Source organism: Streptomyces xanthophaeus (genome assembly GCF_030440515.1).
GTDB lineage: Bacteria > Actinomycetota > Actinomycetes > Streptomycetales > Streptomycetaceae > Streptomyces > Streptomyces kutzneri.
Map to the genome: position 1 here is coordinate 5,142,181 of NZ_CP076543.1, position 26,658 is coordinate 5,168,838.

The 26,658-nt window shown below is 70.9% G+C and carries 28 protein-coding genes, 1 tRNA gene, 1 pseudogene and 1 riboswitch; of the genes and pseudogenes, 19 read left to right on the top strand and 11 right to left on the bottom strand.

All coding sequences use genetic code 11. The annotated features are described in order from the left end of the window. Positions 1-44: 44 nt before the first annotated feature. Both KO717_RS22790 and KO717_RS22795 read right to left on the bottom strand, forming a co-directional pair. A complete protein-coding gene (locus KO717_RS22790) occupies positions 45-1,319 on the bottom strand; it encodes a PTS transporter subunit EIIC (RefSeq protein ID WP_301370803.1) in 1,275 nt (424 codons plus the stop codon). A gap of 324 nt (positions 1,320-1,643) precedes the next feature. Next, entirely contained in the window at positions 1,644-2,945 is a 1,302-nt protein-coding gene (locus tag KO717_RS22795) for a PTS transporter subunit EIIC (RefSeq protein WP_301370804.1), read from the bottom strand. 218 nt (positions 2,946-3,163) lie between these two features. On the opposite strand from KO717_RS22795, the pseudogene KO717_RS22800 reads away from it, so the two are divergent. From KO717_RS22800 to rdgB, 4 genes and pseudogenes are all read left to right on the top strand, one after another. Further along, positions 3,164-3,406, top strand: a pseudogene (locus tag KO717_RS22800) (glucose PTS transporter subunit EIIB); the annotation flags it as partial. 101 nt (positions 3,407-3,507) lie between these two features. Further along, complete coding sequence (rph, locus tag KO717_RS22805; protein ID WP_301370806.1) at positions 3,508-4,233, top strand: ribonuclease PH; 726 nt, start codon at positions 3,508-3,510, stop codon at positions 4,231-4,233. Positions 4,234-4,338: 105 nt separating this feature from the next. Then, a complete protein-coding gene (locus KO717_RS22810; RefSeq protein ID WP_301370808.1) occupies positions 4,339-4,719 on the top strand; it encodes a hypothetical protein in 381 nt (126 codons plus the stop codon). A 16-nt stretch (positions 4,720-4,735) separates the two neighbouring features. After that, positions 4,736-5,350, top strand: a complete 615-nt coding sequence (rdgB, locus tag KO717_RS22815) for an RdgB/HAM1 family non-canonical purine NTP pyrophosphatase (protein WP_301370810.1) — start codon at positions 4,736-4,738, stop codon at positions 5,348-5,350. Positions 5,351-5,405: 55 nt separating this feature from the next. Here the strand turns inward: rdgB and KO717_RS22820 are convergent. The 3 genes from KO717_RS22820 to bcp form a co-directional block, all read right to left on the bottom strand. Further along, positions 5,406-5,490 (bottom strand) — tRNA-Leu (locus KO717_RS22820). Between the two features lie 43 nt (positions 5,491-5,533). Next, positions 5,534-6,370 carry an HNH endonuclease signature motif containing protein gene (locus tag KO717_RS22825; protein ID WP_301370811.1) on the bottom strand — a complete coding sequence of 279 codons (837 nt, stop codon included), beginning with the start codon at positions 6,368-6,370 and terminating at the stop codon, positions 5,534-5,536. A gap of 325 nt (positions 6,371-6,695) precedes the next feature. Continuing rightward, entirely contained in the window at positions 6,696-7,163 is a 468-nt protein-coding gene (gene bcp, locus KO717_RS22830) for a thioredoxin-dependent thiol peroxidase (RefSeq protein ID WP_301370813.1), read from the bottom strand. Between the two features lie 107 nt (positions 7,164-7,270). On the opposite strand from bcp, the gene KO717_RS22835 reads away from it, so the two are divergent. The 3 genes from KO717_RS22835 (at position 7,271) to KO717_RS22845 (ending at position 8,438) form a co-directional block, all read left to right on the top strand. Further along, positions 7,271-7,591, top strand: a complete 321-nt coding sequence (locus tag KO717_RS22835) for a DUF3618 domain-containing protein (protein ID WP_301374681.1) — start codon at positions 7,271-7,273, stop codon at positions 7,589-7,591. 43 nt (positions 7,592-7,634) lie between these two features. Next, positions 7,635-7,976, top strand: a complete 342-nt coding sequence (locus tag KO717_RS22840; RefSeq protein WP_030009035.1) for a GroES family chaperonin — start codon at positions 7,635-7,637, stop codon at positions 7,974-7,976. A 40-nt stretch (positions 7,977-8,016) separates the two neighbouring features. Further along, a riboswitch (guanidine-III (ykkC-III) riboswitch) is annotated at positions 8,017-8,086 on the top strand. A 31-nt stretch (positions 8,087-8,117) separates the two neighbouring features. Beyond that, positions 8,118-8,438 carry a DMT family transporter gene (locus KO717_RS22845; protein ID WP_030158619.1) on the top strand — a complete coding sequence of 107 codons (321 nt, stop codon included), beginning with the start codon at positions 8,118-8,120 and terminating at the stop codon, positions 8,436-8,438. Between the two features lie 20 nt (positions 8,439-8,458). Here the strand turns inward: KO717_RS22845 and KO717_RS22850 are convergent, their stop codons facing one another. Further along, on the bottom strand, positions 8,459-10,894 hold the full coding sequence (locus KO717_RS22850; protein ID WP_437184555.1) for a transglycosylase domain-containing protein: 2,436 nt from the start codon (positions 10,892-10,894) through the stop codon (positions 8,459-8,461). 210 nt (positions 10,895-11,104) lie between these two features. On the opposite strand from KO717_RS22850, the gene KO717_RS22855 reads away from it, so the two are divergent. The 5 genes from KO717_RS22855 (at position 11,105) to KO717_RS22875 (ending at position 16,467) form a co-directional block, all read left to right on the top strand. Continuing rightward, complete coding sequence (locus tag KO717_RS22855; protein WP_301370820.1) at positions 11,105-11,908, top strand: ABC transporter permease; 804 nt, start codon at positions 11,105-11,107, stop codon at positions 11,906-11,908. Continuing rightward, positions 11,901-12,848 carry an ABC transporter permease gene (locus KO717_RS22860; protein WP_437184556.1) on the top strand — a complete coding sequence of 316 codons (948 nt, stop codon included), beginning with the start codon at positions 11,901-11,903 and terminating at the stop codon, positions 12,846-12,848. The genes KO717_RS22855 and KO717_RS22860 overlap by 8 nt, the downstream gene beginning before the upstream one ends. Positions 12,849-12,852: 4 nt before the next feature. Continuing rightward, a complete protein-coding gene (locus tag KO717_RS22865; protein ID WP_301370822.1) occupies positions 12,853-13,821 on the top strand; it encodes an ABC transporter ATP-binding protein in 969 nt (322 codons plus the stop codon). Between the two features lie 106 nt (positions 13,822-13,927). Further along, the gene (locus KO717_RS22870) at positions 13,928-14,593 is read left to right on the top strand and encodes a DUF1707 SHOCT-like domain-containing protein (RefSeq protein WP_301370824.1); all 666 of its coding nucleotides are present in this window, start codon (positions 13,928-13,930) and stop codon (positions 14,591-14,593) included. A 467-nt stretch (positions 14,594-15,060) separates the two neighbouring features. Continuing rightward, the gene (locus tag KO717_RS22875) at positions 15,061-16,467 is read left to right on the top strand and encodes a DUF445 domain-containing protein (protein WP_437184557.1); all 1,407 of its coding nucleotides are present in this window, start codon (positions 15,061-15,063) and stop codon (positions 16,465-16,467) included. Here KO717_RS22875 and KO717_RS22880 read toward each other — a convergent pair. Both KO717_RS22880 and KO717_RS22885 read right to left on the bottom strand, forming a co-directional pair. After that, a complete protein-coding gene (locus tag KO717_RS22880) occupies positions 16,437-17,459 on the bottom strand; it encodes a hypothetical protein (RefSeq protein WP_301370828.1) in 1,023 nt (340 codons plus the stop codon). The genes KO717_RS22875 and KO717_RS22880 overlap by 31 nt on opposite strands. A gap of 34 nt (positions 17,460-17,493) precedes the next feature. After that, on the bottom strand, positions 17,494-18,030 hold the full coding sequence (locus KO717_RS22885) for a GNAT family N-acetyltransferase (protein ID WP_301370830.1): 537 nt from the start codon (positions 18,028-18,030) through the stop codon (positions 17,494-17,496). Between the two features lie 186 nt (positions 18,031-18,216). Here KO717_RS22885 and KO717_RS22890 point away from each other — a divergent pair, with 186 nt between their 5' ends. The 3 genes from KO717_RS22890 to KO717_RS22900 all read left to right on the top strand — a co-directional run bounded on the left by KO717_RS22890 (position 18,217) and on the right by KO717_RS22900 (position 19,849). Beyond that, positions 18,217-18,408: a hypothetical protein gene (locus KO717_RS22890; protein WP_301370831.1), complete on the top strand. Its 192-nt coding sequence runs from the start codon at positions 18,217-18,219 to the stop codon at positions 18,406-18,408. 39 nt (positions 18,409-18,447) lie between these two features. Continuing rightward, a complete protein-coding gene (locus KO717_RS22895) occupies positions 18,448-18,744 on the top strand; it encodes a hypothetical protein (RefSeq protein ID WP_301370832.1) in 297 nt (98 codons plus the stop codon). 178 nt (positions 18,745-18,922) lie between these two features. Further along, the gene (locus tag KO717_RS22900) at positions 18,923-19,849 is read left to right on the top strand and encodes a YDG/SRA domain-containing protein (RefSeq protein ID WP_301370834.1); all 927 of its coding nucleotides are present in this window, start codon (positions 18,923-18,925) and stop codon (positions 19,847-19,849) included. A 5-nt stretch (positions 19,850-19,854) separates the two neighbouring features. Here the strand turns inward: KO717_RS22900 and KO717_RS22905 are convergent, their stop codons facing one another. Then, positions 19,855-20,850, bottom strand: coding sequence for an SEC-C metal-binding domain-containing protein (locus KO717_RS22905; protein WP_301370837.1), 996 nt, complete (start codon positions 20,848-20,850; stop codon positions 19,855-19,857). 56 nt (positions 20,851-20,906) lie between these two features. On the opposite strand from KO717_RS22905, the gene KO717_RS22910 reads away from it, so the two are divergent. From KO717_RS22910 to KO717_RS22925, 4 genes are all read left to right on the top strand, one after another. Then, on the top strand, positions 20,907-21,740 hold the full coding sequence (locus KO717_RS22910; protein ID WP_301370839.1) for a class E sortase: 834 nt from the start codon (positions 20,907-20,909) through the stop codon (positions 21,738-21,740). 96 nt (positions 21,741-21,836) lie between these two features. Then, positions 21,837-22,187, top strand: coding sequence for a DUF6412 domain-containing protein (locus KO717_RS22915; RefSeq protein ID WP_301370841.1), 351 nt, complete (start codon positions 21,837-21,839; stop codon positions 22,185-22,187). A 114-nt stretch (positions 22,188-22,301) separates the two neighbouring features. Next, the gene (locus KO717_RS22920; protein WP_301370843.1) at positions 22,302-23,075 is read left to right on the top strand and encodes a YidC/Oxa1 family membrane protein insertase; all 774 of its coding nucleotides are present in this window, start codon (positions 22,302-22,304) and stop codon (positions 23,073-23,075) included. A gap of 121 nt (positions 23,076-23,196) precedes the next feature. Beyond that, the gene (locus KO717_RS22925) at positions 23,197-24,054 is read left to right on the top strand and encodes a fumarylacetoacetate hydrolase family protein (RefSeq protein WP_301370844.1); all 858 of its coding nucleotides are present in this window, start codon (positions 23,197-23,199) and stop codon (positions 24,052-24,054) included. An 82-nt stretch (positions 24,055-24,136) separates the two neighbouring features. Here the strand turns inward: KO717_RS22925 and KO717_RS22930 are convergent, their stop codons facing one another. Further along, a complete protein-coding gene (locus tag KO717_RS22930) occupies positions 24,137-25,417 on the bottom strand; it encodes an ALF repeat-containing protein (protein WP_301370846.1) in 1,281 nt (426 codons plus the stop codon). A 94-nt stretch (positions 25,418-25,511) separates the two neighbouring features. Continuing rightward, positions 25,512-26,624 carry a Gfo/Idh/MocA family oxidoreductase gene (locus KO717_RS22935; protein ID WP_301370848.1) on the bottom strand — a complete coding sequence of 371 codons (1,113 nt, stop codon included), beginning with the start codon at positions 26,622-26,624 and terminating at the stop codon, positions 25,512-25,514. Positions 26,625-26,658 lie beyond the last annotated feature (34 nt).

Genomic DNA, 26,658 nt, shown 5'->3' on the forward strand with positions numbered 1-26,658 from the left:
CCCTCCCTTCCGGGAGAGCGGGGGCTTCTGCGTTCCTGCGGTGCCTACTTGGCGTCCGCCTTGGCCATCTCGGCCAGTTCCTCGTCGGACTCGCGGCCCGGCGTGGGGAGGTTGAACTTGGTGATCGCGAACCGGAATCCGAAGTAGTAGACCGCTCCGAAGACCAGGCCGACCGGGATGATCATCCATGGGTTGGTCGCCTTGCTCCAGCCGAGACCGAGGTCGATCAGACCGGCGGAGAAGGTGAAGCCCGCGTGGACGCCGAGGGCCCAGGTGATCGCCATGGAGAGCGCGGTCAGGACGGCGTGGATCGCGTACAGCACCGGCGCGATGAACATGAACGAGAACTCGATGGGCTCGGTGACACCCGTGACGAACGAGGTGAGGGCGAGCGAGACCATCATGCCGGTGACGGCCTTGCGGCGCTCCGGGCGGGCGGTGTGGGCGATGGCCAGGGCGGCGGCCGGGAGGCCGAACATCATGATCGGGAAGAAGCCCGTCATGAACAGACCGGCGTCCGGGTCACCGGCGAAGAAGCGGTTCAGGTCGCCGTGGACGACCTCGCCGGCAGCGTTGGTGAAGTCACCGATCTGGAACCAGGCGACGGTGTTGACGAACTGGTGCATGCCGATCGGGATCAGCGCGCGGTTGATGACACCGAAGATGCCGGCGCCCGCGGCGCCCAGCCCGGTCATCCACTCACCGAAGTTGGAGATGACGTCGCCGATCGGCTCCCACACCAGGCCGAAGAACACACCGGCGATGACACCGACGAAGGCCATGATGATCGGGACGAGCCGGCGGCCGTTGAAGAAGCCGAGCCAGTCCACCAGCTTGGTGCGGTGGTAGCGCTGCCACAGGACCGCGGCGAGCAGACCCATGATGATGCCGCCGAGGACGCCGGGGTTGTTGTACGTCGCGGCGACGTCGACACCCTTGTTCTCGGTGGTGTTGACGATGGCCTCGGTCACCGGGAACGCGGTGAGCACGTTCTTGTAGACGAGGAAGCCGACGAGGGCCGCGAGGGCGGTGGAGCCGTCGGCCTTCTTGGCGAAGCCGATGGCGACACCGATGCAGAACAGCAGCGGCAGGTTGGCGAAGACGGCGTCACCGGCGGTGGCGAACACCGTGGCGACCTTGCCCCAGCCGAGACCGTCCGCGCCGAAGACGTCGGGCTGGCCCAGGCGCAGCAGGATGCCCGCGGCGGGCAGGACGGCGATGGGCAGCTGGAGGCTGCGGCCGACCTTCTGCAGACCCTGGATCAGGCCGGATCCCCGCTTCTTGGCGGGCGGCGCAGCGGCGTCAGTAGCCGTACTCATAACTTCCTCCGGGGGGAGCAAGGCGCCGCCAAGGGGGTGGAACCAAGAGGGACGGCGACGTCTCAGAAAGGGGGACACGCCGCCGGGGGAAGCGGTCGTGGTCTACACCAATTCATGGTGTAGACCAGTTGTAACACGGTGAGGGTTAGATAAGGAACCTTCGATTTCCTGTGGCCTGGATCACACACCCCGGGGGATGCCGAAGGGCCCCCGGATCGTGATCCGGAGGCCCTTGACGGACCGTGCGGTAACCCTGCTTGGACCGGGCCGGGCGGGTGTGGCCGGACCTGCCCGGTCCGGTGGGTCCGGTGGGCCCGGCCGGGCTCAGGCCTTCGTGGTCTCCGACTCCATCGCCGCGATCTCCTCGTCCGACTCCCGGCCGGGCGTCGCGAGGTCGAACTTCGTGATCGCGAAACGGAACACCACGTAATAGACGAGCGCGAAGCACAGGCCGATCGGAACGATCAGCCAGGGCTTCGTCGCCAGGTGCCAGTTGATGACGTAGTCGATCAGGCCCGCCGAGAAGCTGAAGCCGTCCTTGACCCCCAGTGCCCACGACACCGCCATGGACGCACCCGTCAGCACCGCATGCACCGCGTACAGCGCGGGCGCGACGAAGAGGAAGGAGTACTCCAGCGGTTCGGTGATCCCGGTGACGAACGAGGTCAGGGCCACCGACAGCATCAGCCCCCCGACCTCCTTGCGCCGCTGCGGCTTCGCGCAGTGCGTGATCGCCAGCGCCGCCGCCGGCAGCGCGAACATCATGATCGGGAAGAAGCCGGTCAGGAACAGCCCCGCGGTCGGATCGCCGTGCAGGAACATGTTGATGTCACCGTGGTACGTCTGCCCGTCCGGCGCCGTGTACGACCCGAACTGGAACCAGATCGGCACGTTCAGGAACTGGGGCAGGCCGATCACCAGCAGCGCGCGGTTCGCGACCCCGAAGATGCCGCCACCCCAGGCGCCCAGCCCGCGCAGCCAGTCGGAGAAGCTCTCCAGCGCGTCCCCGACCGGCGGCCAGACCCACAGACAGAGCGCGGCGAAGGCGATCGCGACGAACGACATGACGATCGGGACCAGCCGCCGGCCGTTGAAGAAGCCGAGCCAGTCCACCAGCTTCACCCGGTGGTACCGCTGCCAGAAATACGCCGCCAGCAGCCCCATGATGATGCCGCCGAAGACCCCGGGATTCTGGTACGTGTACGCCACGAAGGTGTCGTTCGGCCCCAGGCAGCCGCCCCCGATGTCCTTGGTCCCCTCCGGGCAGGCCTTCTGGAACGAGTGCAGCACCCCCCGGTAGACGAGGAACCCCGCCGTGGCCGCGAGGGCGGTCGAACCGTCCGCCTTCTTCGCCATGCCGATGGCGACACCGATGCAGAACAGCAGCGGCAGGCCGAGATCGGGGTCGAGCAGCGCCCCGCCCGCGCCCGCCATCACCTTGGCGACGTCCGTCCACTGCAGGCCGTCCGCACCGAAGACGTCCGGCTGCCCGAGCCGCAGCAGGATGCCCGCCGCGGGCAGCACGGCAATGGGGAGCTGCAGGCTGCGCCCCATCTTCTGCAGCCCCTGGAACAGGTTGTTCCGCCAATGGGGCCGTGGCGCTGCTTCGGAGTTGCTCACGCTCATCGGCGTCCTCCCTGACCGGCCCGTTTTGGCTGCCGCAACACTTACGGCACACTGGTGTAGACCAGTTGTGGGCGGGCTGCTGCTGATCGTCATCATTCGGCAGAGGCCCGTCATGTGCCTGCGTAGATGGGCCAACCGTGCGTTACCGTGACGAAGCGGACCGTGCAGGTGGGTAGCCATGTACCGGCCGCCGAGACCCGTTCTTCGAAACACTCAGGGAGAAACACATGGCCACCAAGGCTGAGAAGATCGTCGCCGGGCTCGGCGGCATCGAGAACATCGAAGAGGTCGAGGGCTGCATCACCCGCCTGCGCACCGAGGTCATCAACCCCGACCTCGTCGACGAAGCCGCCCTCAAGGCCGCCGGCGCCCACGGCGTCGTCAAGATGGGCACCGCGATCCAGGTCGTCATCGGCACCGACGCCGACCCCATCGCCGCCGACATCGAAGACATGATGTGATCCGGACCCTCTAGGTCCCAGCGGACCCCGTCCCGGAAGCCCCGGACGGGGTCTTCGCACAGCGGCACGGGCCCGGGCGGGCAGGGACTAGGCTCGGAGCCATGTCTCGCATCGACGGCCGTACGCCCGAACAGCTCCGCCCGGTCACCATCGAACGCGGATGGAGCAAGCACGCCGAGGGCTCCGTCCTCGTCTCCTTCGGAGACACCAAGGTCTTCTGCACCGCCTCCTTCACCGAAGGCGTCCCGCGCTGGCGCAAGGGCAGCGGCGAAGGCTGGGTCACCTCCGAATACTCGATGCTGCCCCGCTCCACCAACACCCGCGGCGACCGCGAATCCGTCCGCGGCAAGATCGGCGGCCGCACCCACGAGATCTCCCGCCTGATCGGCCGCTCCCTGCGCGCCGTCATCGACTACAAGGCCCTCGGCGAGAACACCATCGTCCTGGACTGCGACGTCCTCCAGGCCGACGGCGGCACCCGCACCGCCGCCATCACCGGCGCCTACGTCGCCCTCGCCGACGCCGTCGCCTGGGGCCAGAAGAAGAAGTTCATCAAGGCCGGCCGCAAGCCGCTCACCGGCACCGTCGCCGCCGTCAGCGTCGGCATCGTCGACGGCGTCCCGCTCCTCGACCTCTGCTACGAGGAGGACGTGCGCGCCGAGACCGACATGAACGTGGTCTGCACCGGCGACGGCCGCTTCGTCGAGGTCCAGGGCACCGCCGAGGGCGAGCCCTTCGACCGCAAGGAGCTCAACGCCCTCCTCGACCTCGCCGCCGGCGGCTGCGCGGACCTCGAAGCCATCCAGCTGGGCGCGCTCGAACTGTAAACGGCAACCGCCGGGCCCGGCCCGGCGTCCAGGAAGATACGGGCGCACGGTCTCGAAGCCGTGCGCCCGTCCTCGTAGCGTCCAAGCCCTCAGGGGGAGAACCGCATGAAGCTCCGCATAGCGGCCGTAGCCGTGGCCGCCGTACTCACCGTCCCGGCCCTGTCCGCCTGCGACGCGATCTCCACGGCGATGGACTGTGCGAACACGGCCGTGGCCATCACGGACGGCGCGAACGACCTCCAGCAGGCCGTCTCGCAGGCGGGCAACAGCCCCCAGGACGCCCAGAACGCGCTCAACCAGATCGAGACGAACCTGAAGAAGATCGGCGACCAGACGGACAACGCCGACCTGGGCAAGGCCATCGACTCGATGAACACCGCCGTCAAGAACGTCCGCACCTCGATCGAGAGCGGCAACAGCGTCCCGGACATCCAGCCGGTGGCGGACGCGGCCAGCGAGATCTCCAAGGTCTGCACCCCGGGCTGACCCGGATAATGGGGACATGACCTCGACGCCCAGCCGCCTCATCCTGGCCACCCGCAACGCGGGCAAAGTCTCCGAACTCCGCGCGATCCTGTCCGACGCCGGCCTGCCGCACGAGCTGGTCGGCGCGGACGCGTACCCCGAGATCCCGGACGTCAAGGAAACCGGCGTCACCTTCGCCGAGAACGCCCTCCTCAAGGCCCACGCCCTGGCCCGCGCCACCGGTCTCCCGGCGGTCGCCGACGACTCCGGCCTCTGCGTGGACGTCCTGCACGGCGCCCCCGGCATCTTCTCGGCCCGCTGGGCCGGCACCCACGGCGACGACAAGGCCAACCTGGACCTGCTGCTGGCCCAGCTCGGCGACATCGCCGACGAGAACCGCGGGGCCCACTTCGCGTGCGCGGCGGCCCTGGCCCTCCCGGACGGCACCGAACGCGTCGTCGAGGGCCGCCTCGTCGGCACCCTCCGCCACACCCCGTCCGGCACCGGCGGCTTCGGCTACGACCCGATCCTCCAGCCGCAGGGCGACACCCGCACGTGCGCGGAACTGACCCCGGCGGAGAAGAACGCCATCTCCCACCGCGGCCAGGCCTTCCGCGCCCTGGTCCCCTTCGTCCGAGCCCTCCTGGGCTGACGCGGACCATGCCGAAGAGGGCCCGCACGCGTATGCGTACGGGCCCTCTTCGGCGTGCGGTCGGGGGGACTCGAACCCCCACGGGTATCACCCCACTGGGACCTAAACCCAGCGCGTATCGCCAATTTCGCCACGACCGCGACATGTTGCCTAATTCGGACATCTGGTTCGTCCGGGCTGCGCTCAGTCTACGGTGCGGTCCGCGGTCTTGGTGCGGCGGTTCCGGCACCACGTGTCGGTCAGTGAGTGGCAGTTGGGGCACAGGCACCGGAGGTTCTCGCGATGGTTGTCGCGCCAGTCCCCGTTGACGTGATCGATCTGGAGGGTGATCGGCCGCCCGCGCCACTTCCCGGTGTTGCCGCACTCTTCGCAGGCATACGGAACGCCGATCTCCTGCAGTGCCCGATGAAGACGGGGGCGGTGAACGCGCGCCGCCCCCTCGGGAAGCTTGGTCAGGACGGTGTCGGCGGGGTCCTTCCGCGGGCGTACCGCCTGAGTGGTTGCCCAGGTGCGCCTCTTGAAGTGGCTGACGTCGAGTCCGAGCCGGGTGACCAGCCGCCGAACGCGTCGGTGGTTCACGTCATTGACGTGTAGACCGAGGGCGCGCATGAGATCCGCGTAGCTCAGTGCTGCCGGAACTGCCGCACGCAGCGCGTCCTCAGGGACAAGGATTCGCGCGTTCCGGAAATGGGCGGTGTCTATGCCGTGCGACTTCAGCATCCTTCCGAGGGCGGCACGGGAGCGGCTGTCGTCAGGCACGCCCAAGGCGCGAGCCGTGCCGCGCACACTGCCGGCGGACGCTGCGGCTCCCGCAAGCTCCTCCGCGGTGAACGGAAGTTCCATGCCGCTCCGTTGCATGCCGCGGAAATGGCTGATGTCGATGCCGGCGACGGCCATGCGGCGGACGATGTGCGACAGGGTTCCGGTGGCGGGCGGCGCGCCGAGCTTTACCGCGACTTCGCGCAGGGTGGTGGACGTCGCAGCTGCGGCGGCGATGGCCTCGTCGGGTACTTGCGCCAAGGGCTTCGCTTGGCGAAATGACTCGTGTCGATCCCGTAGGCGGTGGCCTTCTCCTGCAGCATGCGGCGTCGCCCCCCGCTCTCCTTGAAGCCGAGGCGCCGCATCAGGTCGGCCCAGCCTCTCGACGCGGCGACCGCAGAGGCCAGGGTGTCGCGGTCGTTCGGGTCTTCCATGGCCCGCCCCCTCCGTGCTCTGTCCGGCCGCGTGTGCGGCCCTCGTACGGAGTAACGGCACCGGAAGGCGGACGGTTACGGGCCGTTTCGTCCGATAAGCGGAGCGGCCCGCACCGGTGGGGTGCGGGCCGCTTGCGGAGGGGGCAGGGGAGTCAGAGGCCCAGGTCTTTGATGATCTTGGCTACGTGGCCCGTGGCCTTGACGTTGTAGAAGGCGTGCTCGACCTTGCCCGCCTCGTCGACGACCACCGTGGAGCGGATGACCCCGGTGACCGTCTTGCCGTACAGCTTCTTCTCGCCGTATGCGCCGTACGCCGTCAGCGTCTCCTTCTCCGGGTCGCTGACCAGGGTGACCTTCAGGTCCTCCTTCTCGCGGAACTTCGCCAGCTTCTCCGGCTTGTCCGGGGACACGCCGATGACGTCGTAGCCGTGTCCCGTCAGGAAGGAGAGGTTGTCCGTGAAGTCGCAGGCCTGCTTCGTGCAGCCCGGGGTCAGCGCGGACGGGTAGAAATAGACGATCACCTTGCGGCCCTTGTGGTCGGCGAGCGAGACCTCGTTGCCGTCCGCGTCGGGCAGGGTGAAGGCGGGGGCGGTGTCGCCCGGCTGGAGTCGCTCGCTCATCGTGACACTCTCCTCGGGAGGGGATCGGTATGCCATGAGACTAAGCTGACAGACTGTTCATGGCGGACTACGCCCCACACGACCACGACGACGACGGAGGCAGCGCGGTGCCGGAAGCCAGGACCCCCGCACAGATCGAGGCGGACATCGTCCGCCGCCGTGAGCAGCTCGCCGAGACGCTCGACGAGATCGGCGTGCGCATGCACCCGAAGACGATCATCGGGGACGCGAAGGCACGGGTCGCCTCGACCGTCGACCAGACCGCCGGGCGGGCTTTCGCCACGGTGAACCGGATCGTGACGGATCTGCGGGACGGGCTGCGCCACGACGACGGGGCTCCGCGTGTCGACCGGATCGTGCCCGTCGCGCTGGTCGCGGTGAGCCTGGTCGGGCTGCTCGTGGTGTCGGCGCGCCGCAAGCGCGGATGACCCTGAGCGGTACGGGACGGGCGCGGGCAGGTAGGTTCGGGGCGTGAGCGAGAACACCACCCACGACAAGCTGCCCATTCGCATGCTGCATGACCGCGTGCTCGTGAAGTCCGATCTGCCGGAGGGCGAGCGCCGCTCGGGCGGCGGCATCCTGATTCCCGCGACGGCCGCGGTGGGCAAGCGGCTGGCCTGGGCCGAGGTGGTCGCGGTCGGGCAGAACGTCCGTACGGTCGAGCCCGGTGACCGGGTGCTGTACGACCCCGAGGACCGTGCCGAGGTCGAGGTGCGGGGTGCGACGTACGTGCTGATGCGCGAGCGGGACCTGCACGCCGTGGCCGCGGAGCGGCTGGAGGGGTCGGAGGACTCCACCGGGCTGTACCTGTAGGTCGCAGAAGGGCTGGTGGCGCAGGTCACCGGCCCTTTTCGCTGCCTTTTGCTACGGTGGAGGAGAACCCGACGAGACGCGCCGTACCGGGTACGACAAGACGACGCACCCCGTATCGCTCGATGTCTCGGAGGTGCCGTCATGGCATGGGTTCTTCTTCTCGTCGCCGGTCTGCTCGAAGTCGGCTGGTCGATCGGCATGAAGTTCACCGAAGGTTTCACCCGGCTGTGGCCCAGTGTGTTCACGGGTGCCGGGATCGTCGCGAGCATGGTGCTGCTGTCGTACGCCGCGAAGACCCTGCCCATCGGTACGGCGTACGGGGTGTGGGTGGGCATCGGCGCGGCCGGCGCGGCCGTGCTCGGTATGGCGGTGCTGGGTGAGCCCGTCACCGCCGCCCGGATCTTCTTCATCTGTCTGCTGCTGGTCGCCGTGGTGGGGCTGAAGGCGACCTCCGGTCACTGACCGGAGGTCTGCCCCGGCTGCTACTCCAGGAATGCCGACGGCGGGCGCAGGCCTTCCGCCGGTCCTCCGTCGCTGCCCTGTGCGCTGCCCTGGGTGTTGCCTTGGGTGCTGCCTTGTGTGCCCTGGGTGGTGCCGCCCTGGTTGCCGCCTTGGGTGGTGCCGCCGTTGTCCTGGCCGCCGTTGTCCTGCCCGCCGTTGACCGGGCCTCCGTTGTCCTGGCCGCCCTGGTTCTGGCCTCCGTTGTTCTGTCCGCCCTGGGTACGGCCGCCCGTCGAGTTCGACGGGGAGGGCCGGGTGGGGCGTTCGGAGGCGCTGGGCGTGGGTTCGCCGGGGGTTTCCTGTGGCGGGTTGGATTCCGGGCTGGGCGGCGGCGGGGGCTGGGCTGCGCCGGGCTGGAGTTCCAGGTCGAAGTCGACGGGGTCGGTGCCTTCCAGGGCGGTCTTGGTGTAGGCGGCCCAGATCCGGGCGGGGTAGCCGCCGCCGCCGATGCGGGCCTCGCCGAGGGCGCCGTAGAGGGATTCCAGGGTTCCGGTGTCCGGGTCCTGGCCCATCATCGAGATCACGGTGACCAGGTCCGGGGTGTAGGCCGCGAACCAGGCCGAGCGGTCGAGTTCGCCGGTGCCGGTCTTGCCCGCGGCGGGGTGGCCGGCGGCGAGGGCGGCCGTGCCGGTGCCGTTGTCCACGACGCTGGCCAGCATGGACGTGGTGGTGTCGGCGGCTTCGCGGCTGATGGCCTGGGTGGGGGTGCGCTGGGGGAGGGCGATGGTGTCGCCGCCCTTGGTGATCTTCTCCAGGAAGGTGTAGGGGGTGCGGCGGCCGTGGTCGGCGAGGGTGGCGTAGGCCTGGGTCATGTCCAGGACGCTGGCCTGCAGGGTGCCGAGGGCCATGGCCGGGCCGGGTACGAAGTTGGGGGTGTTCTCGGGGATGCCGAGGTCGATGGCGGTCTTCTTGACCTTGCCGGTGCCGACGTCGACCGCCATCTGTGCGTAGACGGCGTTGACGGAGAGGTCGGTGGCGGTGTTGACGGTGATGTTCCCGTAGGAGACCTGGCCCTCGTTCTCGGGGGCGAAGCGGATGCGGCCGCCGACGACCGGGCGTTTGTTGTCGCCGTTGTAGATCGTGTTCGGGGTGATCCGGCGGCCGTCCTGGGTGCGGGAGTCGTTCTCGACGGCGGCGGCGAAGACGAAGGGCTTGAAGGTGGAGGCGACCTGGTAGTCGTGGCGGGTCGCGTTGTTCACGTACTGCTTGGTGTAGTCGATGCCGCCGTACATGGCGAGGACCTTGCCGGTGGCCGGGTCGATGGAGACGCCGCCGGTCCGGACCAGCCGGTCGGCCTTGCGCTTGTCGGGTTGGAGTTTGTCGGCCATCTGGCCGTTGACGGCGTCGACGAGGGCGTTCTGGCGGCGTTTGTCGATGGTGGTGGTGATGCGGTAGCCGCCTTCGGCGAGGGTTTTGTCGTCGAGGATGCCGTTGTCGACGATGTAGTCCTTGATCGCTTCGACGAGGTAGCCGCGCTGGCCGGACAGGCCGGCGGCGGCGCGGACCTTGCCCGGTTCGGGGAACGTTGTCGTCGCGCGTTCGGCGGCGGGCAGCCATTCCTTCTTGACCATGCCGTCGAGTACGTAGTTCCAGCGGGCGAGGGCGCGGGGGCGGCTCTGGGGGTGGGCGACGACGTCGAAGGCGCTGGGGGAGTTGAGGAGGGTGGCGAGGTAGGCGCCTTCGGCGGTGGCGAGTTTGCCTACGTCCTTGCCGTAGTAGGCCTGGGCGGCGGCCTGGATGCCGTAGGCGTTGCGGCCGAAGTAGCTTGTGTTCAGGTAGCCCTCAAGAATGTAGTTCTTCGACTTCTCCCGACCGAGTTTGATCGCGATGAAGAACTCTTTGACCTTTCGTTTGATCGTCTGTTCCTGACCCAAGTAGTAGTTCTTGACGTACTGCTGGGTGATGGTCGAACCGGACTGGGTGCCCTTGCCGGTCGCGGTGTTCCAGGCGGCGCGGAGCATCGCCTTGGGGTCCACCGCACGTTCGGAGTAGAAGTCCCGGTCCTCGGCGGCCAGTACGGCCTCCTGGACGCTCCGGGGGATCTGCGACAGCGGCACGTTGACGCGGTTGACCTCGCCGTCGCGGGCGATCTGGGAGCCGTCGGAGTAGAGGTAGACGTTGGACTGCGCGGTGGCGGCGGCATTGGCCGGCGGGATGTCGACCAGCAGGTAGCCGGCCACGAGGGCGCCGCCGATCAGCAGGGCGAGGAGCAGGACGGCGCCCAGGACCATGCGCCAGGTGGGCAGGAAGCGGCGTCGGCCGGTTCTCGTGCGCCGGGCTTTCTTCCCCGGTCCGTCCCGGTGCGGCGCCTGCTGAGCCTGCTCCGGCGCCGACGGTTCGGCCCGCGGCTGAGGGACATCGGGCGGGGTGTCGGGGTCGCGAGGGGTCCAGCCCGGGGGTGGTGACTGGTCGCTCATCTCCAGGACTCCTCGACGCCGTTCAAAATATCCACTTCTGTACCTCATGGTGTCTACCCGATGGCCGCTGATTCCGCTCCGGACGGGCATAAATCGGTCGCGTGGCTCGCCCCTCCGCACTAAGCTCGCGCGCTTTGGCCGACGTAGGAACGACGTGGGAAACGGAGGGATACGGTGAGCCGGAGAGTGCGTCGGAGAGTGCGTCGGGCGGTGGGTCTCCACCTGGCGGTCGCGGCAGGCGGGTTCAGGCGCTACGCCACCTACGGGACGGCGACCGCGGCCGGGGTGTTCACCAACACCGTGTTCGGGTTCATCGTCGCGTACACGTACATCGCGCTGTGGGACGAGCGTCCCGGACTCGGCGGCTACGACCAGTCGCAGGCGCTGACCTTCGTCTGGGTGAGCCAGTCGCTGCTGGCCGCCGCCGCCCTGATCGGCGGCGGCTTCCAGGAGGAGCTCCAGGAGCGGATCCGGACGGGCGACATCGCGGTCGACCTCTACCGGCCCGCGGACCTCCAGATGTGGTGGCTCGCGGCCGATCTGGGCCGGGCGGGCTTCCAGTTGCTGGGCCGCGGGGTGGTGCCGCTGGTGGCGGGGGCGCTGGCGTTCCCGCTGGCGCTGCCCGTCGATCCGCTGCGCTGGCTGCTGTTCCTGGTGTCCGTCCTGCTGGCGCTGGTGGTGAGCTTCGCGCTGCGCTACATGGTGGGGCTGGTGGCCTTCTGGCTGATGGACGGGGCGGGGGTCAACATCATGGCCACCGTCGCCTCGATCTTCTTCTCCGGGATGCTGCTGCCGCTGACCGTCTTCCCGGGCGGCTTCGGCGAGTTCGTCCGGACCCTGCCGTGGGCGGCGATGCTGCAGGTGCCGATGGACGTCCTGCTGGGAGAGCACGCGGGGGCCGGGGGCGCGGTCGAGGCGCTGGGCTTCCAGGCCGGGTGGGCGCTCGTACTGCTGGGAACGGGACGGCTGTTGCAGTCGGCCGCGACGCGGAAGGTGGTGGTCCAGGGTGGCTGAGGCCGAAGCCGGGGCCGAGGTCGGGGCGGGGGCCGGGGTGGAGGCGGTACCGGCGCGGGCACGGGATCGGGTGCGGGAACGGGCGCGGGACGGGGAGCGGGATGCCGTCGTGGGCGGGGCGCCGAGGCGCGGCCCGGTTCTGGAGGGGCTGCGCGGCTACCGGCTGATCGTGGGCATGTGGATCCGCTCCACGATGACGTACCGGACGTCCTTCGTCCTGACGACCGTCGGGCAGGCGGTGATCACCCTTCTGGACTTCGTCGCGATCGCCGTCATGTTCTCCCACGTGGACGTCCTCGGCGGCTTCACGCTGCCCGAGGTCGCGCTGCTGTACGGGTCCTGCTCGGCCTCCCTGGGCCTGGCGGACCTGCTGCTGGGGAACACCGACAAGATCGGCGCCCGGATCCGCGACGGTTCGCTCGACACGATGCTGGTGCGGCCGGTCCCGGTGCTCGCACAGGTCGCGGCGGACCGGTTCGCGCTGCGCCGGCTGGGCCGGATCGCGCAGGGTCTCGGGGTGATGGGCTGGGCGCTGTGGTCCCTGGACGTGGACTGGACGGCCGGGAAGGTGCTGCTGGTGCCCGTGATGGTGCTCGCCGGGGCGGCCATCTTCGCGGCCGTGATGGTGACCGGGGCGGCCTTCCAGTTCGTGAGCGGGGACGCCGCCGAGGTGCAGAACTCCTTCACCTACGGCGGCTGCACGATGCTGCAGTACCCGCCGACGGTCTTCGCGAAGGACCTGCTGCGCGGGGTGACCTTCATCGTCCCGCTGGCCTTCGTCAACTGGCTGCCGGCGCTGCACGTGTTGGGGCGGCCCGATCCGCTGGGACTGCCCGGGTGGGTCGCGTACCTGAGCCCGCTGGTGGCCTTCGTGGTCTTCCTGCCCGCGTCGCTGGCGTGGCGCGCGGGAGTCCGTTCGTACCGAAGCACGGGGAGCTAGAGCTGTGGCGGATGCGCTGATCTCGTTGGACGGGGTCGAGAAGGTCTTTGACGTACGGCGCCGGGTGAGCCTGATGCGCCGGGAGAAACGCCAGGTCAGGGCGGTGGACGGGATCAGTTTCGAGGTCGCCCGGGGCGAGATGGTCGGCTACATCGGGCCCAACGGCGCCGGGAAGTCGACCACGATCAAGATGCTGACCGGCATCCTGACGCCGAGCGGCGGCCGGCTGCGGGTCGCGGGCATCGACCCGGCGCGGGAGCGGATGCGGCTCGCGCACCGGATCGGGGTGGTGTTCGGGCAGCGCACGACGCTGTGGTGGGACCTGCCGCTGAAGGACTCGTACGGGCTGATGCGGCGGCTGTACCGGGTGCCGCGGGCACGGTTCGAGGAGAACCTGGAGCGGTGCGTGGAGCGGCTCGACCTGGCCGAGCTGCTGGACGTACCGGTAAGGCAGTTGTCGCTCGGGCAGCGGATGCGCGGGGACATCGCGGCGGCGCTGCTGCACGATCCGGAGGTGCTGTACCTGGACGAGCCGACGATCGGGCTCGACGTGGTGAGCAAGGCGAAGGTACGGGGCTTCCTGCGGCAGCTGAACGAGGAACTCGGTACGACCGTGCTGCTCACCACGCACGACCTCCAGGACATCGAGCAGCTGTGCGAGCGGGTGATGGTGATCGACCACGGGCGGCTGATGTACGACGGGCCGTTGGGCGGTCTGCACGCGGCGGGGGCGGTGGGGGAGAGCGAGCGGACGCTGGTGGTGGACCTGGAGCGGGAGCTCGCGCCGATCAGTGTGGCGGGGGCGCGGGTGGTGAAGGTGGAGGGTCCGCGGCAGTGGCTGGCGTTCCCGGCGGGGGCGTCGGCGGCGCCGCTGGTGGCGGCGGTGGCGGCGGACTACCCGCTGGTGGACCTGTCGGTGCGGGAGCCGGACATCGAGGACGTGATCGCGCGGATGTACGCGGGCCGCGGCTGACGCTTGGCCGCATCGCCTGAATCAGGGGAAAGCCGGGGACGATCCGGGGGCGATCTCAGGGGCTGAGCCATACAACTCCCCGACAACCCTGCATAGTCTGGTCCACATGAGTGACGAGCGGCCGGAGAAGCCGTTGCCGGAGCTGAGGGCGTCGGACGCCGACCGGGACCGGGTGGTGGAGCGTCTGCGGGACGCCGTCGCCGAGGGCCGGCTCGACATGGAGGAGTTCGAGGAGCGGCTCGACGCGGCGTACAAGTCGCGGACGTACGCGGAACTGGAACCGCTGACGCGGGACCTGCCGGCGCCGGACCTGCCGGCGTCGGCGGGCGGGCCGGTGGCCCGGCCGGGCGCGGCCGCCGAGCCCTGGACGGGCCGGATCGGCGGGGCGGGCAGCTCGGCGACGGCCGTCGCGGTGATGTCGGGCTTCCAGCGCAAGGGCCGGTGGACGGTGCCGGCGCGGTTCGACGCGGTGGCGTTCTGGGGCGGCGGGGAGCTGGACCTGCGCGAGGCGGACTTCGCGCAGCGTGAGGTGGTGATCAACTGCGTCGCGGTCATGGGCGGAATCCAGATCACGGTGCCGCCGGGGGTGGAACTGGACGTCCGGGGCTTCGGCTTCATGGGTGCGTTCGACCAGCGCGACAACGCGGGCCCGTCCGAGCCGGGCGCGCCGCGGGTGGTGGTGACGGGCTTCGCCTTCTGGGGCGGCGTGGAGATCAAGGTCAAGAAGCGCAAGCGCCCCCTGGACGGCCCCTCGCTCCGCAAGGAGCTGTAGCCGCCTCGGCCCCTCGGCTCCCGCCTGGGTTGCCGACTCCGGCCGGTCGGTGGTGCTGGGTGGTGTGGGGCGGTGCCCCGCCGGAGTGTCTCCTCGGCTCGCGCGGTGCGGCATGTCGCGGCGGTACCCGGCGGTGCGCGCTCGTCCTGCGGGGACACTCCGCCGTGTCCCCACCCCACGGCAGGGCTGCGACAGTGCCCCGAAGCCGGCCCGATGCGTGGGGAGCGGGGACGGGGAGGGGTGTCCCCGCAGGACGAGCGCGCAATCACCGAGTACCGCCGAGACATGCCCGCACGCGCCGAGCCGAGGAGACACCCCACCCCGGCCCCGCGGACCGACCCGCACCGCACCCGGATCCCGGTCCGCAGGCCGATGCGGACCGGCCCGGCAGAGTGCCGGGGAGCACCGGGCGCAGCCCGAGCGCGTTCGGACCGTCACCCCCGCGGGAGCGGAGCGGCGGGGCCGGGGTGCCCCCGGCTGTCACCGTCACCCCCGCGGGAGCGGAATGGCGTGGCGGGAACTCCTCGCCCCGCTCAGGAGTCGGATGCTATGCAGACAAAACCGGCGCCCCCGGGGGAAGGCAGGAGCACGTGGAGAACCGCAGCACCACCGGAGGTACCAGCGCCGCCGACGAGGAGCGCCGCCGCGGGGTCCGCCGGATGAAGGCCACCGCGACCGGTCTGCTGATCCTCGTCGCGCTGGTCTACGTACTCGCCAAGTACGCCCAGCACGCCTGGGGCGCGGGCGGCTGGGCCGCGTACGTCGCCGCCGCGGCCGAGGCCGGCATGGTCGGCGCGCTCGCGGACTGGTTCGCCGTGACCGCCCTCTTCCGGCGTCCGCTCGGCCTGCCCATCCCGCACACCGCGATCATCCCGACCAAGAAGGACCAGCTCGGCGTGTCCCTGGGCGAGTTCGTCGGGGAGAACTTCCTCTCCTCCGACGTGGTCCGGGCCCGGCTCCACGCCCTCGGCATCGGCGGCCGCCTCGGCTCCTGGCTCGCCGAGCCCGAACACGCCGACCGGGTCACGGCCGAGCTGGCCGCCGCCCTGCGCGGCGCGCTCACCGTGCTGCGCGACTCCGACGTGCAGGCCGTCGTCGGCGAGGCCATCACCCGGCGAGCCGAGGCCGCCGAGATCGCGCCGGGCATCGGCAAGACCCTGGAGCGGGTCGTCGAGGACGGCGGCCACCGCCGGGCCGTCGACCTCATCTGCGCCAAGGCCCACGACTGGCTCGTCACGCACGGGGCATCGATCACGGACGCGGTCCAGGGCGGCGCCCCCGGTTGGACCCCGCGGTTCGTGGACCGCAAGGTGGGCGAGCGCGTCTACAAGGAGCTGCTCCGCTTCGTCACGGAGATGCGGGACATGCCCGAGCATCCGGCGCGCGGGGCGGTGGACCGTTTCCTGGCGGACTTCGCGGTCGACCTGCAGTCGGACACGGAGACGCGCGCGAAGGTGGAGCGGCTCAAGTCCGAGATCCTGGCGCGCGACGAGGTCCAGGACGTCATCGCCTCCGCGTGGTCGGCGATCCGGTCGATGATCATCTCGGCGGCGGAGGACGAGCAGAGCGAACTGCGCCTGCGGGTCCGCGCCTCGCTGATCTCCTTCGGTACGCGCCTGGCCACCGACGGCCGTCTGCAGGCGAAGGTGGAGGGCTGGATCGAGGGTGCGGTCGTCTACGTCGTCACCACCTACCGGACCGAGATCACCTCGCTGATCACGGACACCGTGGCGGGCTGGGACGCCGAGCACACCTCCCGCAAGATCGAGGCCCACATCGGCCGTGACCTGCAGTTCATCCGTATCAACGGCACGGTGGTCGGCGCCCTGGCCGGCCTGCTGATCTATACGGTGTCCCGCGCGTTCGGGGCGTAGGCCGGCGGGAGCGGCAGTTCCAGCTGGGCGTGTCCGCGGGCGGTGACCTGCGGGGGCGCGGGGCGGGCGGCGCCCAGGGCCAGGAGTGCGCGCAGGGCGGCGATGACGTCCGCCGGTCGGTCGCGCAGGAGCCCGGGGGTCGTACTGGCCACCAGGACGCCCCGGGATTCCAGGCGCAGCCGCCGGTGCAGGGTGGCCTGCCAGGCGTCGCGCGTGTAGTGGTACTCCGCGGAGTCGATCTCCAGTGCCACGCCCTCCTCGGGCCAGTACGCGTCCGGGCTGGCGAGGAAGGCCCCGTCCGGGCCGTGGAGGCGGGCGTTCCAGAGCGGGGCGGGGAGGTCGGTCGCCGCCAGGGTGTCGCGTGCGCGGCCCTCGGCGATCGAGCGGACCCCGGCGACCAGCTCTGCGGCCGCGGCCCGTACGGCGGGGCGGCCGCGGACGCGGCCCGCGCGCAGTTCGGCGTGCAGGTCGTGCGGGTGGCACCAGCCGCCCTGGACGACGTTGGCCAGGACGGAGCGCACCAGATCGGCATCGTCCGTACGGGCCGCGAAGTCGGCGGCGGCCCGGATCGGGCGGGCGCCGGGGACGCCGGAGATGTGGATGGTGGCGGGCCAGCGTGAGGTCGGGCAGGGCCGGACCCGGCCTGCGGCGGCCGGCGAGCGCGGGGCGCGGACGAGGACGTCCAGCGGTTCGGGCGGGGCGTCGCGGATGCCCAGCAGCGCGAGCGCGGCGCCGCCGGTGAGGGCGGCGGTGGCCCCGGAGAGCGGATCGGCCGCGGGGTGGGCGGCGTACAGGACGGCGGACAGCGCCTGCTGCCTGGTGTCCGGCGGGCCGGTCTGCAGGAGGTACACCCGTGGCAGGAGCCGCTGCCAGGGCCCTTCGCGGCGGCTGCGGCCGCTGATGGTGGCGGCCGGGATCCCGGCCTGCCTGAGCTGGTGGTAGGTGGCCATGTTCAGCTGTCGCTGGGCGGTACGGGCGAGTGCGGTGATCATGCCCCGGGTATGCCCGGTGGGGCGTGCGCGATGCTCAGGCCGAGGGGTGGTCCGGGGCGAGGAAGACGACGACGCCGTTCTGCGTGCCGGGCAGGGGGGTGACCTCGTGCCAGCCGAGGCGCCGGTAGGTGGCGACGGTGTCGGTGGCCATCCGGGCGGTCAGCAGCCAGGCGCGGCCGTCGGGGGCGTCGGCGGTGATCTCGGCGAGGAGGGTGCGCCCGGTGCCGTTCCCGCGCGCGTGCGGGCGTACGGCGAGCTCGTCGATCTCCAGGGCGCCGATGAGGAGTTCCCGTACGCGCTGCCGGCCGAGCTGCGCGGAGACCTGCCCGTAGCCGCGGTCGCGGGGGAAGGTCTTGGGGGTCAGCCAGCCGGTGGCGAAGCCGTCGATGCCCGCGGGCGACTGAGCGAAGGCGGTACGGAAACCGGCGCGGCGGCTGTCGGCCTGGAGGCGTAGGGAGAACTGACGAATGGTTTCTTCATCCTCGTTCCACGGTGGCGCGGAGAACACTTCGCTGTAGGCGTCGGCGAGTTCGTCCGACAGGTCCAGCACGGCCGGTCCATAACAGATCACGTTTGCAGCTCCTTGGGCCGGCTTGGGTGGCTTGGGTCGTATCGCCCGTGTAGGAGAGTGAATCTACGCCGGGGAGGTTCCACGGAGGGCACCTGCGCGGATCCGGAGGGTGTGCGACAAATCCGACTTCCGTACGTGGTCCGGGCCCGCCCGTATCGCCGTCCCCCGCAGCGGCGTTGAACCCGTGTGTCCAGCTCTCTCCTGCGCAAAGCCCTGGTCGGCCTCGCCGCGTGCGCGGTGGCGTTCTTCATCACCCTGGGCGTCATCGCCGTCCTGCCCCGCGCCGTCCAGGACACCGTCCCGCCCGGCGTCCTCGGCGGAGGCGTCGTGGTCCTGGGTGTGACGACCGCGCGCCGCTTCACGCGGCGGGCGCGTTAGCCTCGTCCGGAGACGTTCGAACGGCTGGAGGACCCCACGATGGCGCAGATTCCCACCTCGGCAGTAGCGGCGGCCGGCCTGGTCGGCGGCTACGCCACGGCCCGCTGGACCGGCGTACGCCCGCTCGGCGGCGTGGTCCTCGCGGCCGCGGGTACCCTCGCGGCCCGCGAATGGCACCGCCGCACGACCCCGGCGACGACGGCCCTCCTGGGCGCGGCCTACGTCGCCGCGTTCGCGGGATCACACCCCCTGGCGAAGAAGATCGGCGCCTGGCCGGCGGTCTTCACGGCGGCTGCCGCGGTAGCCACGGCCGCCTACGCGGCAGCGGACCGCTAGGCGGCCAGCAGGGCTTCGCCGAGTCGGCTGAAGTTGGGTGGGGCCGGCCGTCGCACGGCCGAGCCGGCTTCTCCACCCGTGGCATGGCGCATGCGCGGCCGGCCTCCGCCCGCCTGTCACCGCGCAGGCCCGTCCTTATTGACCTGACCCGGTATTGATCCTTTGGCATGATGCGCGCATGACTACGCCTTCAAGATCCGTTGCGTTTGGTACCCCTGAGGGTGTGGCCGAAGGGGACTGGTTTGCAGGCCATGTGGCCCTCCACGCCAAGGGCGTTCATCGCTTCAGCGGCCGTGGAATCTCCGGGACCGAGAAGACGGGAGCCGACTCCATCGTGCTCTCTGGCGGGTACGTGGATGACCACGATGCAGGCGACGTGATCATCTATACGGGCGAGGGGGGACGTGATCGAGACTCGGGGCGGATGGTCGCTGATCAATCCCTTGGCGAGCGGGGCAATGCCGCGCTCGTCGTCTCGCAGGCCATGGGGCATCCGGTACGAGTGATCGAAGGTCTGGGCGTTACCCAGGGCAAGCGCAGGCGAGCGACCAAGGGGTATCGCTACCGGGGGCTGTTCAAGACCGCGGACCACTGGATGACGGTCGGACAGGAAGGCTTCCGCATCTGCCAGTTCAAGCTGATCAAGATCGCGGCAGGTGAGGTGCTGGCCCCTCAGCCCGTGGATCCGTTGGCAGGGGCGGAGACGGCATTCGAGGAACAAGCTCGCCGCTACATCTCCCAGGATCGTCTGGTGCGGGACTCCAAGGTCGTGACCGCGGTGAAGAAGATGTACGACAACACCTGCCAGATCTGTCGCGCTCGGCTGATCGTCTCGGTGGAGGGCGAGGCGTACAGCGAGGCGGCGCACATACAGGCCGTGGGCAAGCCGCACTTCGGTGACGACCGGATTGAAAACGTCCTGTGCTTGTGCCCCAACTGTCACGCATTGTTCGACCGCGGGGCACTGCAGCTGACGGACGAGCTCACCGTGATTGACGGAATCACTGGTCGTTTCCATGCGGCGCTTGCGCAGGTCAAGGGCCACAACATCGGCCTCGAGTTTGCGCGCAAGCACCGCGAACGGTGGGCGAACCGGCTTCCCTAGGGGGCTTACTCCCCGTGGCACTCCGCGTACGGCTTGCCCGATGTGCACCAGCAGGGGGCGGTGGGGGTTGGGGGCCAGGGGGTGGCCTTGCCGCGGGCTGCCAGGGTCGTGGCGTATTCGGCCAGCAGGGACGGGGAGGCCGGGGAGGTCTTCTCCGATGCCGCGAAGGCCTCGTACGAGGGGACGCTCGCCGTGACGATGCCCAGGTTCGTGGTGCCCGAGGCGGCCAGGGCGCGGAGGGAGGTTTCGATCTCCCTCAGGTGGGCCTCGTGCGAGGGGTATTCGGAGGCGAGGGTCGGGTAGCTGGTCAGCAGCTCCGACAGTTCGCGCTGCGGCCAGTGCAGGATCGCCACCGGGAAGGGGCGGGAGAGGGCCGCGCGGCGGTCGCCCAGTTCGGCGCGCAGGCGGGCGATCTCCGCGCGCAGTTCGGCGGGGTCGTCGGAGCCCAGGGCCCAGATGCGCTTCGGGTCGTGGAGCTCGTCGAGGGGGATCGGGCCGATGTGGCGGGTGTCCGCGACCATGTCCCAGTCGTCGTGCGGGCGCCCGAGGAGGCGGCGGACGCGGTGGCGGCCCGTGAGGAGGGCGGTGGTGGCCGGGGTCAGCGGGTCGTCCTCCGCGATGAGGAGGGTGGCCGCCTCGGTGAAGCAGTCGTGCGAGGCCTCCAACTCGTCGTGGGCCTCCAGGGCTTCCGCGATGACTTCCCACGGTGCCGGGTCCTTGGGCGAGGCGGCGCGGATGCCGGTGATGAGGGCGCGTGCCTCCGCCTCGTGGCCGTACTCCCAGAGGTTCGCCGCCTGCAGGGCCTTGATCAGGTGGGGGTCGGCGGGCGAGGAGGAGAGGAGTTGGTCGTACAGGGCACTCGCCCGGTCGCGTGCGTCGGCCAGTTCGAGGTGGGCCGCGGCCTGGAGGAGCAAGGGCTCCTGGTCCTCGGGGTAGCGGGTCGCCGTGCGGATGAGGCGCTCGGCTTCGGCGATGTGCTCGGCAGGCGTGTCGGGGCGCATGGTTCACACCGTACTGCCGCTGGTCAGTTGGCGGGGTAGGACTTAAGGTGCCGCCCGTGCGAGATCACGTACCTGTGGTGGTGCAGGGGAGCGGCCGGCGGGGGCGCCGGGCCGGTCTCGCGGGGGTGTTGTGGGCGGGCGCCGAGCTGATCGTCACCGTGGGGGTGGTGGTCCTGTTGCTCGTGGTGCATCAGGTGTGGTGGACCAATCGGCAGGCCGCGGCGGCCGCGCAGGAGCAGGTCCAGGCGCTGGAGCGGGCGTGGGGCGAGGGGCCCGCCGCAGGTGGAGCGGTCGGGGCCGAGGTCGGGGCCGGGGCTGATGGTGGTGGCGGTGGCGGGCCCGTGGTGGGGCCGGAGCCGAGTGGGCCGACGGATTCGGGGGCGGCGCCCGCGGCGACCCGGGCCGCCCGGCCCGCCGCCCCGCCCGTCGCCGGGCCTTCCGAGCGGGACCGGGCGTACGCCGTGCTGCGTGTCCCGCGTCTCGGGCTCGTCGTCCCCGTGGCGCAGGGCGTCGACAAGCGGGCCGTCCTGGACAAGGGCTACGCCGGGCAGTACCCGGGGACCGCCGGGCCCGGGGCGCAGGGGAACTTCGCGCTGGCCGGGCACCGGAACACGCACGGCGAGCCGTTCCGGTACATCAACCGGCTGCGGGCGGGCGACGAGCTGATCGTCGACATGCGCGGGCGCCGGTACACGTACGTGGTCGGGAAGATCCTCGGCGAGACCACCGAGCGGGACACCGGGGTGATCGCGCCCGTGCCGCGCAGCGTGGTGAAGCCGGACCAGGGGTACAGCGAGCCCGGGGCGTACATCACGCTCACCACCTGCACGCCCGAGTACACCTCGAAGTACCGGCTGGTGGTCTGGGGGACCCTACTCAAGTCTTCCTGACCTCGATACTTGCGGCCGATGGATCTGTCGGCGGGCCCGGTTACCATCGATGTCGTACGGGAGTTCGTGCGCGGGAGTGGAGAGGGGGAGGTCCGTATGGCTCGGCAACGACGCGAAGGCGGCCTGCTGTCCTTCGCCCTGTACGCGCGGACCTCGCGGGTCCTTGCCCTGCTGCTCCCGCTCGTGCTGCTCGGGGGAATCCTCGGGCTGTTCGCCGGCGAGGGCGGGCTGGGCGCCGTGGTGGTCGCCCTCGCGGCCACCGTCGCCGTGGGCACCGAGGCTCTCGCCGCCGCCGCGCGGCTCGTGCGGCCCGTGCCGCCGCACCGAATACGCACCGCGATCCGTGATCGCGAGCAGCGCACGGCTTTCCTGCCGCAGCGTGATCCCGATGCCTCGGGCCGGTCGAGGCCCAGGGCGCCCGGCCGTCTCGTCCCGACGGCCGCGTAGGGGCGCGCAGTACTTCTCGCCTTCTGCTGACTGATCACTGTTGTCGCCCCTCGCGGGTCGTCACGCCGAAATGCATCTCTTTCGACGTTCGACGAGACCCTTCGGAGGGCCCGCGTGTCCGTTTTCACCCACCTTGTTGCTGAGCTGGGCCGGCTTCTTGAGCCGGTGCTGGCGCAGTCCGCGACCGCTGCCGCGATCGTGCTGTTCACCGTGCTCGTACGGCTCGCACTGCACCCGCTGAGCAGGGCCGCCTTCCGGGGAGCGACTCCTGCGGCGGGGTGCCTGCCGATCCTGCTGCAGCTGCCGGTGTTCTTCGTGATGTACCAGGCGTTCTCCTCCGCCGAGGTGGGCGGGAAGGCGAACGAGCTGCTCGGGCACCGGCTCTTCGCCGCGCCGCTGGGGGCCCGGTGGACCGAGGCGCTGGGCGAGGGCGGCCTGTTCGGGGCGCAGGGGCTGGTGTTCCTCGGGCTGTTCGGGGCGATCGCGGTGGTGGCCGCGTGGAGCGCGGTACGGGGGCGCCGGACGGCTGCCTCGGTAGCGGCGGCCGCTGCCGCCACTGCCACTGCCACTGCCGCTGCCCCCAAGAAGGCCGCTGCCGCCAAGAAGCCCGGGGCGGGCGGGTCCAAGCCCGGGGCCGGCGGGGTCAAGGCCGGGGCCGGGGTCATGGCCGAGGTGAGTGCCGAGCAGCAGGAGGTCATGCGCAAGCTGGGCGGCGTACTGCCCCTGCTGTCGTTCGGGACACTGATCACGGCCGCCGTGGTGCCGCTGGCCGCCGGGCTGTACCTGCTGACCACCACCGCGTGGTCGGTGGCGGAGCGGGCCTGGCTCCAGTACCGCAAGGAGCGGGCCGAGCAGCTGATGGATGGAGGCGCGCGTTCCAGTCTGTGAACAGGGTCTTGCGGATTGGGTGGACATCTTGGAGGATCGACCAATCCTCCGATGGCCGCAACCCATCGGCCGGCCCTGGGCACGCCCCGGGCCGACCACCCACGACCACGGGAGAATGCCCATGAAGCTGCTGCGTGTCGGACCCGTAGGGTCGGAACGCCCCGCGCTGCTCGACCGGGACGGGACCCTGCGTGACCTGTCCGGCCTGATCACGGATGTGGACGGCGGCCTGCTGGCCGACGACTCCGTGCTGACCCGGGTACGGGACGCGGCCGAGTCCGGTGAGCTTCCGGTCCTGAGCGCCGAAGGCCTGCGCATCGGTGCCCCGGTCGGCCGCATCGGCAAGGTCGTGGGCATCGGCCTGAACTACTTCGGGCACGCCGCAGAGATCGGCGCGGAGCCGCCGGCCGAGCCGATCCTGTTCCTGAAGGCCCCGGACACCGTGGTCGGCCCCGACGACACGGTGCTGATCCCGCGCGGCAGCGTGAAGACCGACTGGGAGGCCGAGCTCGGCGTCGTCATCGGCAGCACCGCCCGCTACCTGGACTCCGCCGTGCAGGGCCTCGCGCACGTCGGCGGGTACGTGCTGGTCAACGACGTCTCGGAGCGCGAGTTCCAGATCGAGCGGGGCGGCACCTGGGACAAGGGCAAGAACTGCGAGACATTCACCCCGATCGGCCCCTGGCTGCTCACCGCCGACGAGGTCCCGGACCCGCAGGTCCTGGACGTGAAGCTGTGGGTCAACGGTGAGCTCAAGCAGGACGGCAACACCTCGGACCAGATCTTCCCGGTCGGCGAGGTCGTCCGGTACCTGAGCCACTTCATGACCCTGTACCCGGGCGATGTCATCGTCACCGGCACGCCGGGCGGCGTGGCCATGGGCCAGCCGGAGCCGAAGCCCTACCTGCGGGCCGGTGACGTCGTCGAGGTGGAGATCACGGGTCTCGGCCGTCAGCGCCAGGAGTTCAAGGGCGCGTAGCCGGACGCGGACGCGGATACGGACAAGTAAGGGGCGGGGCCGCCATCGGCGGCCCCGCCCCTTACCCGTGCGTGCGGGGTGTTCAGGCCTCGGCCGACATGCGGCGACGGCGGTTGGCGAGCACCAGGGCGGCCCCCGCGGCGAGGGCGGCGGCGCTGCCGGCCGCGAGCCAGGCGGTCTCGGCATCGTCGGCGCCCGTGCTCGCGAGCCGGCCGGACCCGCCCGCCACGGTCACGTTGCTGTTGCTGCCGCCGCCCGTGCTCGTTCCGGTGCCCGTACCCGTGGTCACGACCTGGGTCGTGCCGGTGCCGGTTCCCGTGCCCGTACCCGTGCCCGTGCCGGTTCCCGTGCCCGACCCCTCGGCGGCCTTGTCCTTGGCGCGTGCCTCGTGCTGGCCGGTCTTCAGGAACGCGGCGCGGTCCGCTGCCGTGCCCTTGAGAGCGGCGAGGGCGGCCTTCTTCAGCTCCGGTCCGGGCGTTCCGTTCAGCATCGAGGAGATCAGCACCTCGTTGTCCGTGTCGCGCAGCGCGTGCTGGGTGTTCTTCACGAACTCCCGCAGCTCGGCGTGGGAAGGGTGCCCGTCGAGGAGCGCCTCGACGGCCGCCTTCAGGCCCGGCCCGGCGTCGAGCAGCATCCGCGAGAGCTCGACGCGGTCGTCGCTCGCGCGGACCGAGTGCTGGCCGACGGCGACGAACTGGCGCACCTGCTCCGGCGTCCCGTCGCGCAGCAGCTTCACGACGGCCTCGCGGATGCCCCGGCCCGCGCCGTTCAGCATCCGGAACAGCTCCACCTGGTCGTCCTCGTACCGGGCCGTGTGCTGCCCGGTCGTCAGGAACTCCTTCAGCGCGGCGTGGGTGTTCGCCCGCAGGGCCTTCTCGGCCTCGCGCTTCACGGCGACGCCACCGGTGCTGTGGAGCTGGGCGACCCGGACCCGGTCGTCGGTGAACTGCTCCTTCTGCCAGGTGACGTCGAGGAAGCGCCGCATGTCCGCGGCGGTCCCGTCGAGGGCCTTCTGCGCCGCCTCACGCACGCCCGGGCCGCTGGTCGGGTCGGCCAGGATCGCCTTGATCGCGGCCCGGTCCTTCGCCGCCTGCTCGTCGTCGCCGGACTTCTCGTCCGCGGCCTTGCCGGTCCCGGCTCGGTCGGCACCGGCCTTGTCGGCACCGGCCTTGTCGGCACCGGCCTGGTCGCCGTCGGCCTTCTGGGGGCCGGCCTTCGGGGCCTCGGGCGCCTGGTCGGGCGCGGTCGGTCCCGACGACGTGGCCGGCGACACGGCATCAGCGGCGAAGGCGGGGGAGGAGAGCAGGACGGCCGGGGCCATCGCGGCGGCGGCGGCGACCGACGCGATCCGGGTCAGCTTCACAGGTCATCCATTCTTCACGACGTCGATGATCTTTTGAATGATCTTCAATCGTCGAGAAGAATAGAACGATCACCGGCCGCCAAAGCTTCGATTTTCAGTCAGAATCGGACACTGTGGCGGGAATCTCCACGATCACGCCCTCCTCGGACGACCGGCGGGCCGCCTCCAGTACGTCGAGGCAGTTCGCCGCCTCGCGCGCCGTCACCGGCGCGGGCCCGCCCGCGCGCAGCGCGGCCGCCACCGCCGCGTAGTACGCCGGGTAGTCGCCCTGCTCGGTCGGAACGGGGATCCCGCCGCCGGTCAGCGGGGACTCGCCGGACCCGAGGACTCCCCACAGGTGCGGGGGCTCCTCGCCCCAGGGCAGGTCCCCGTCCGGACGCAGCCCCTCGCGCAGGGCGCCCTCCTGCGGGTCCAGGCCGTACTTCACGTAGCCGGCCCGCGAACCCAGGACGCGGAACCGCGGTCCGAGCTGGGCGGTGGTCGCGCTGACGTAGAGGTGGGAGCGGACCCCGTTCGCGTGCGTGATCGCGATGAAGGTGTCGTCGTCGGTCTCGGCGCCCGGGCGGCGCAGGTCGGCCTCCGCGTAGACCCGTACGGCCGGGCCGAACAGCACCAGCGCCTGATCCACGACGTGACTGCCGAGGTCGTACAGCAGGCCGCCGATCTCCTCCGGGGCGCCCGACTCGCGCCAGCCGCCCTTCAGCTGCGGGCGCCAGCGCTCGAAACGGGACTCGAAGCGCTGGACCTCGCCGAGGTCGCCGTCGGCGATGAGGCGGCGCACGGTGAGGAAGTCGTTGTCCCAGCGGCGGTTCTGGAAGACGGAGAGGAAGGTGCCGCTGCGCTCCGCGAGCGCGGCGAGCGCGCGGGCCTCGGCGGCCGTGGCGGCGAGCGGCTTGTCCACGACCACCGGGATGCCGGCTTCGAGGGCGGTGGTGGCGAGCGGGACGTGCGTCCGGTTGGGGGAGGCGATCACCACCAGGTCGAGGTTCCGGTCCCACAGCTCGGCGGCGGTGGCGGCGACGTGTACGTCGGGGAACTCGGCGCGGGCCTGGGCCTGCCGGGCCGGGTCCGAGGTGACGACGGTGTCGAGGGCGAGCCCGTCCGTGGCGGCCACGAGGGGGGCGTGGAAGACGGAGCCGGCGAGTCCGTAGCCGATGAGGCCGACGCGGAGGGGGGTGGAGGGGGCGGAGGGGGCGGGGGTGCTCATGGGGACCACTTTGGCGACACTGTTGTCAAAGTGC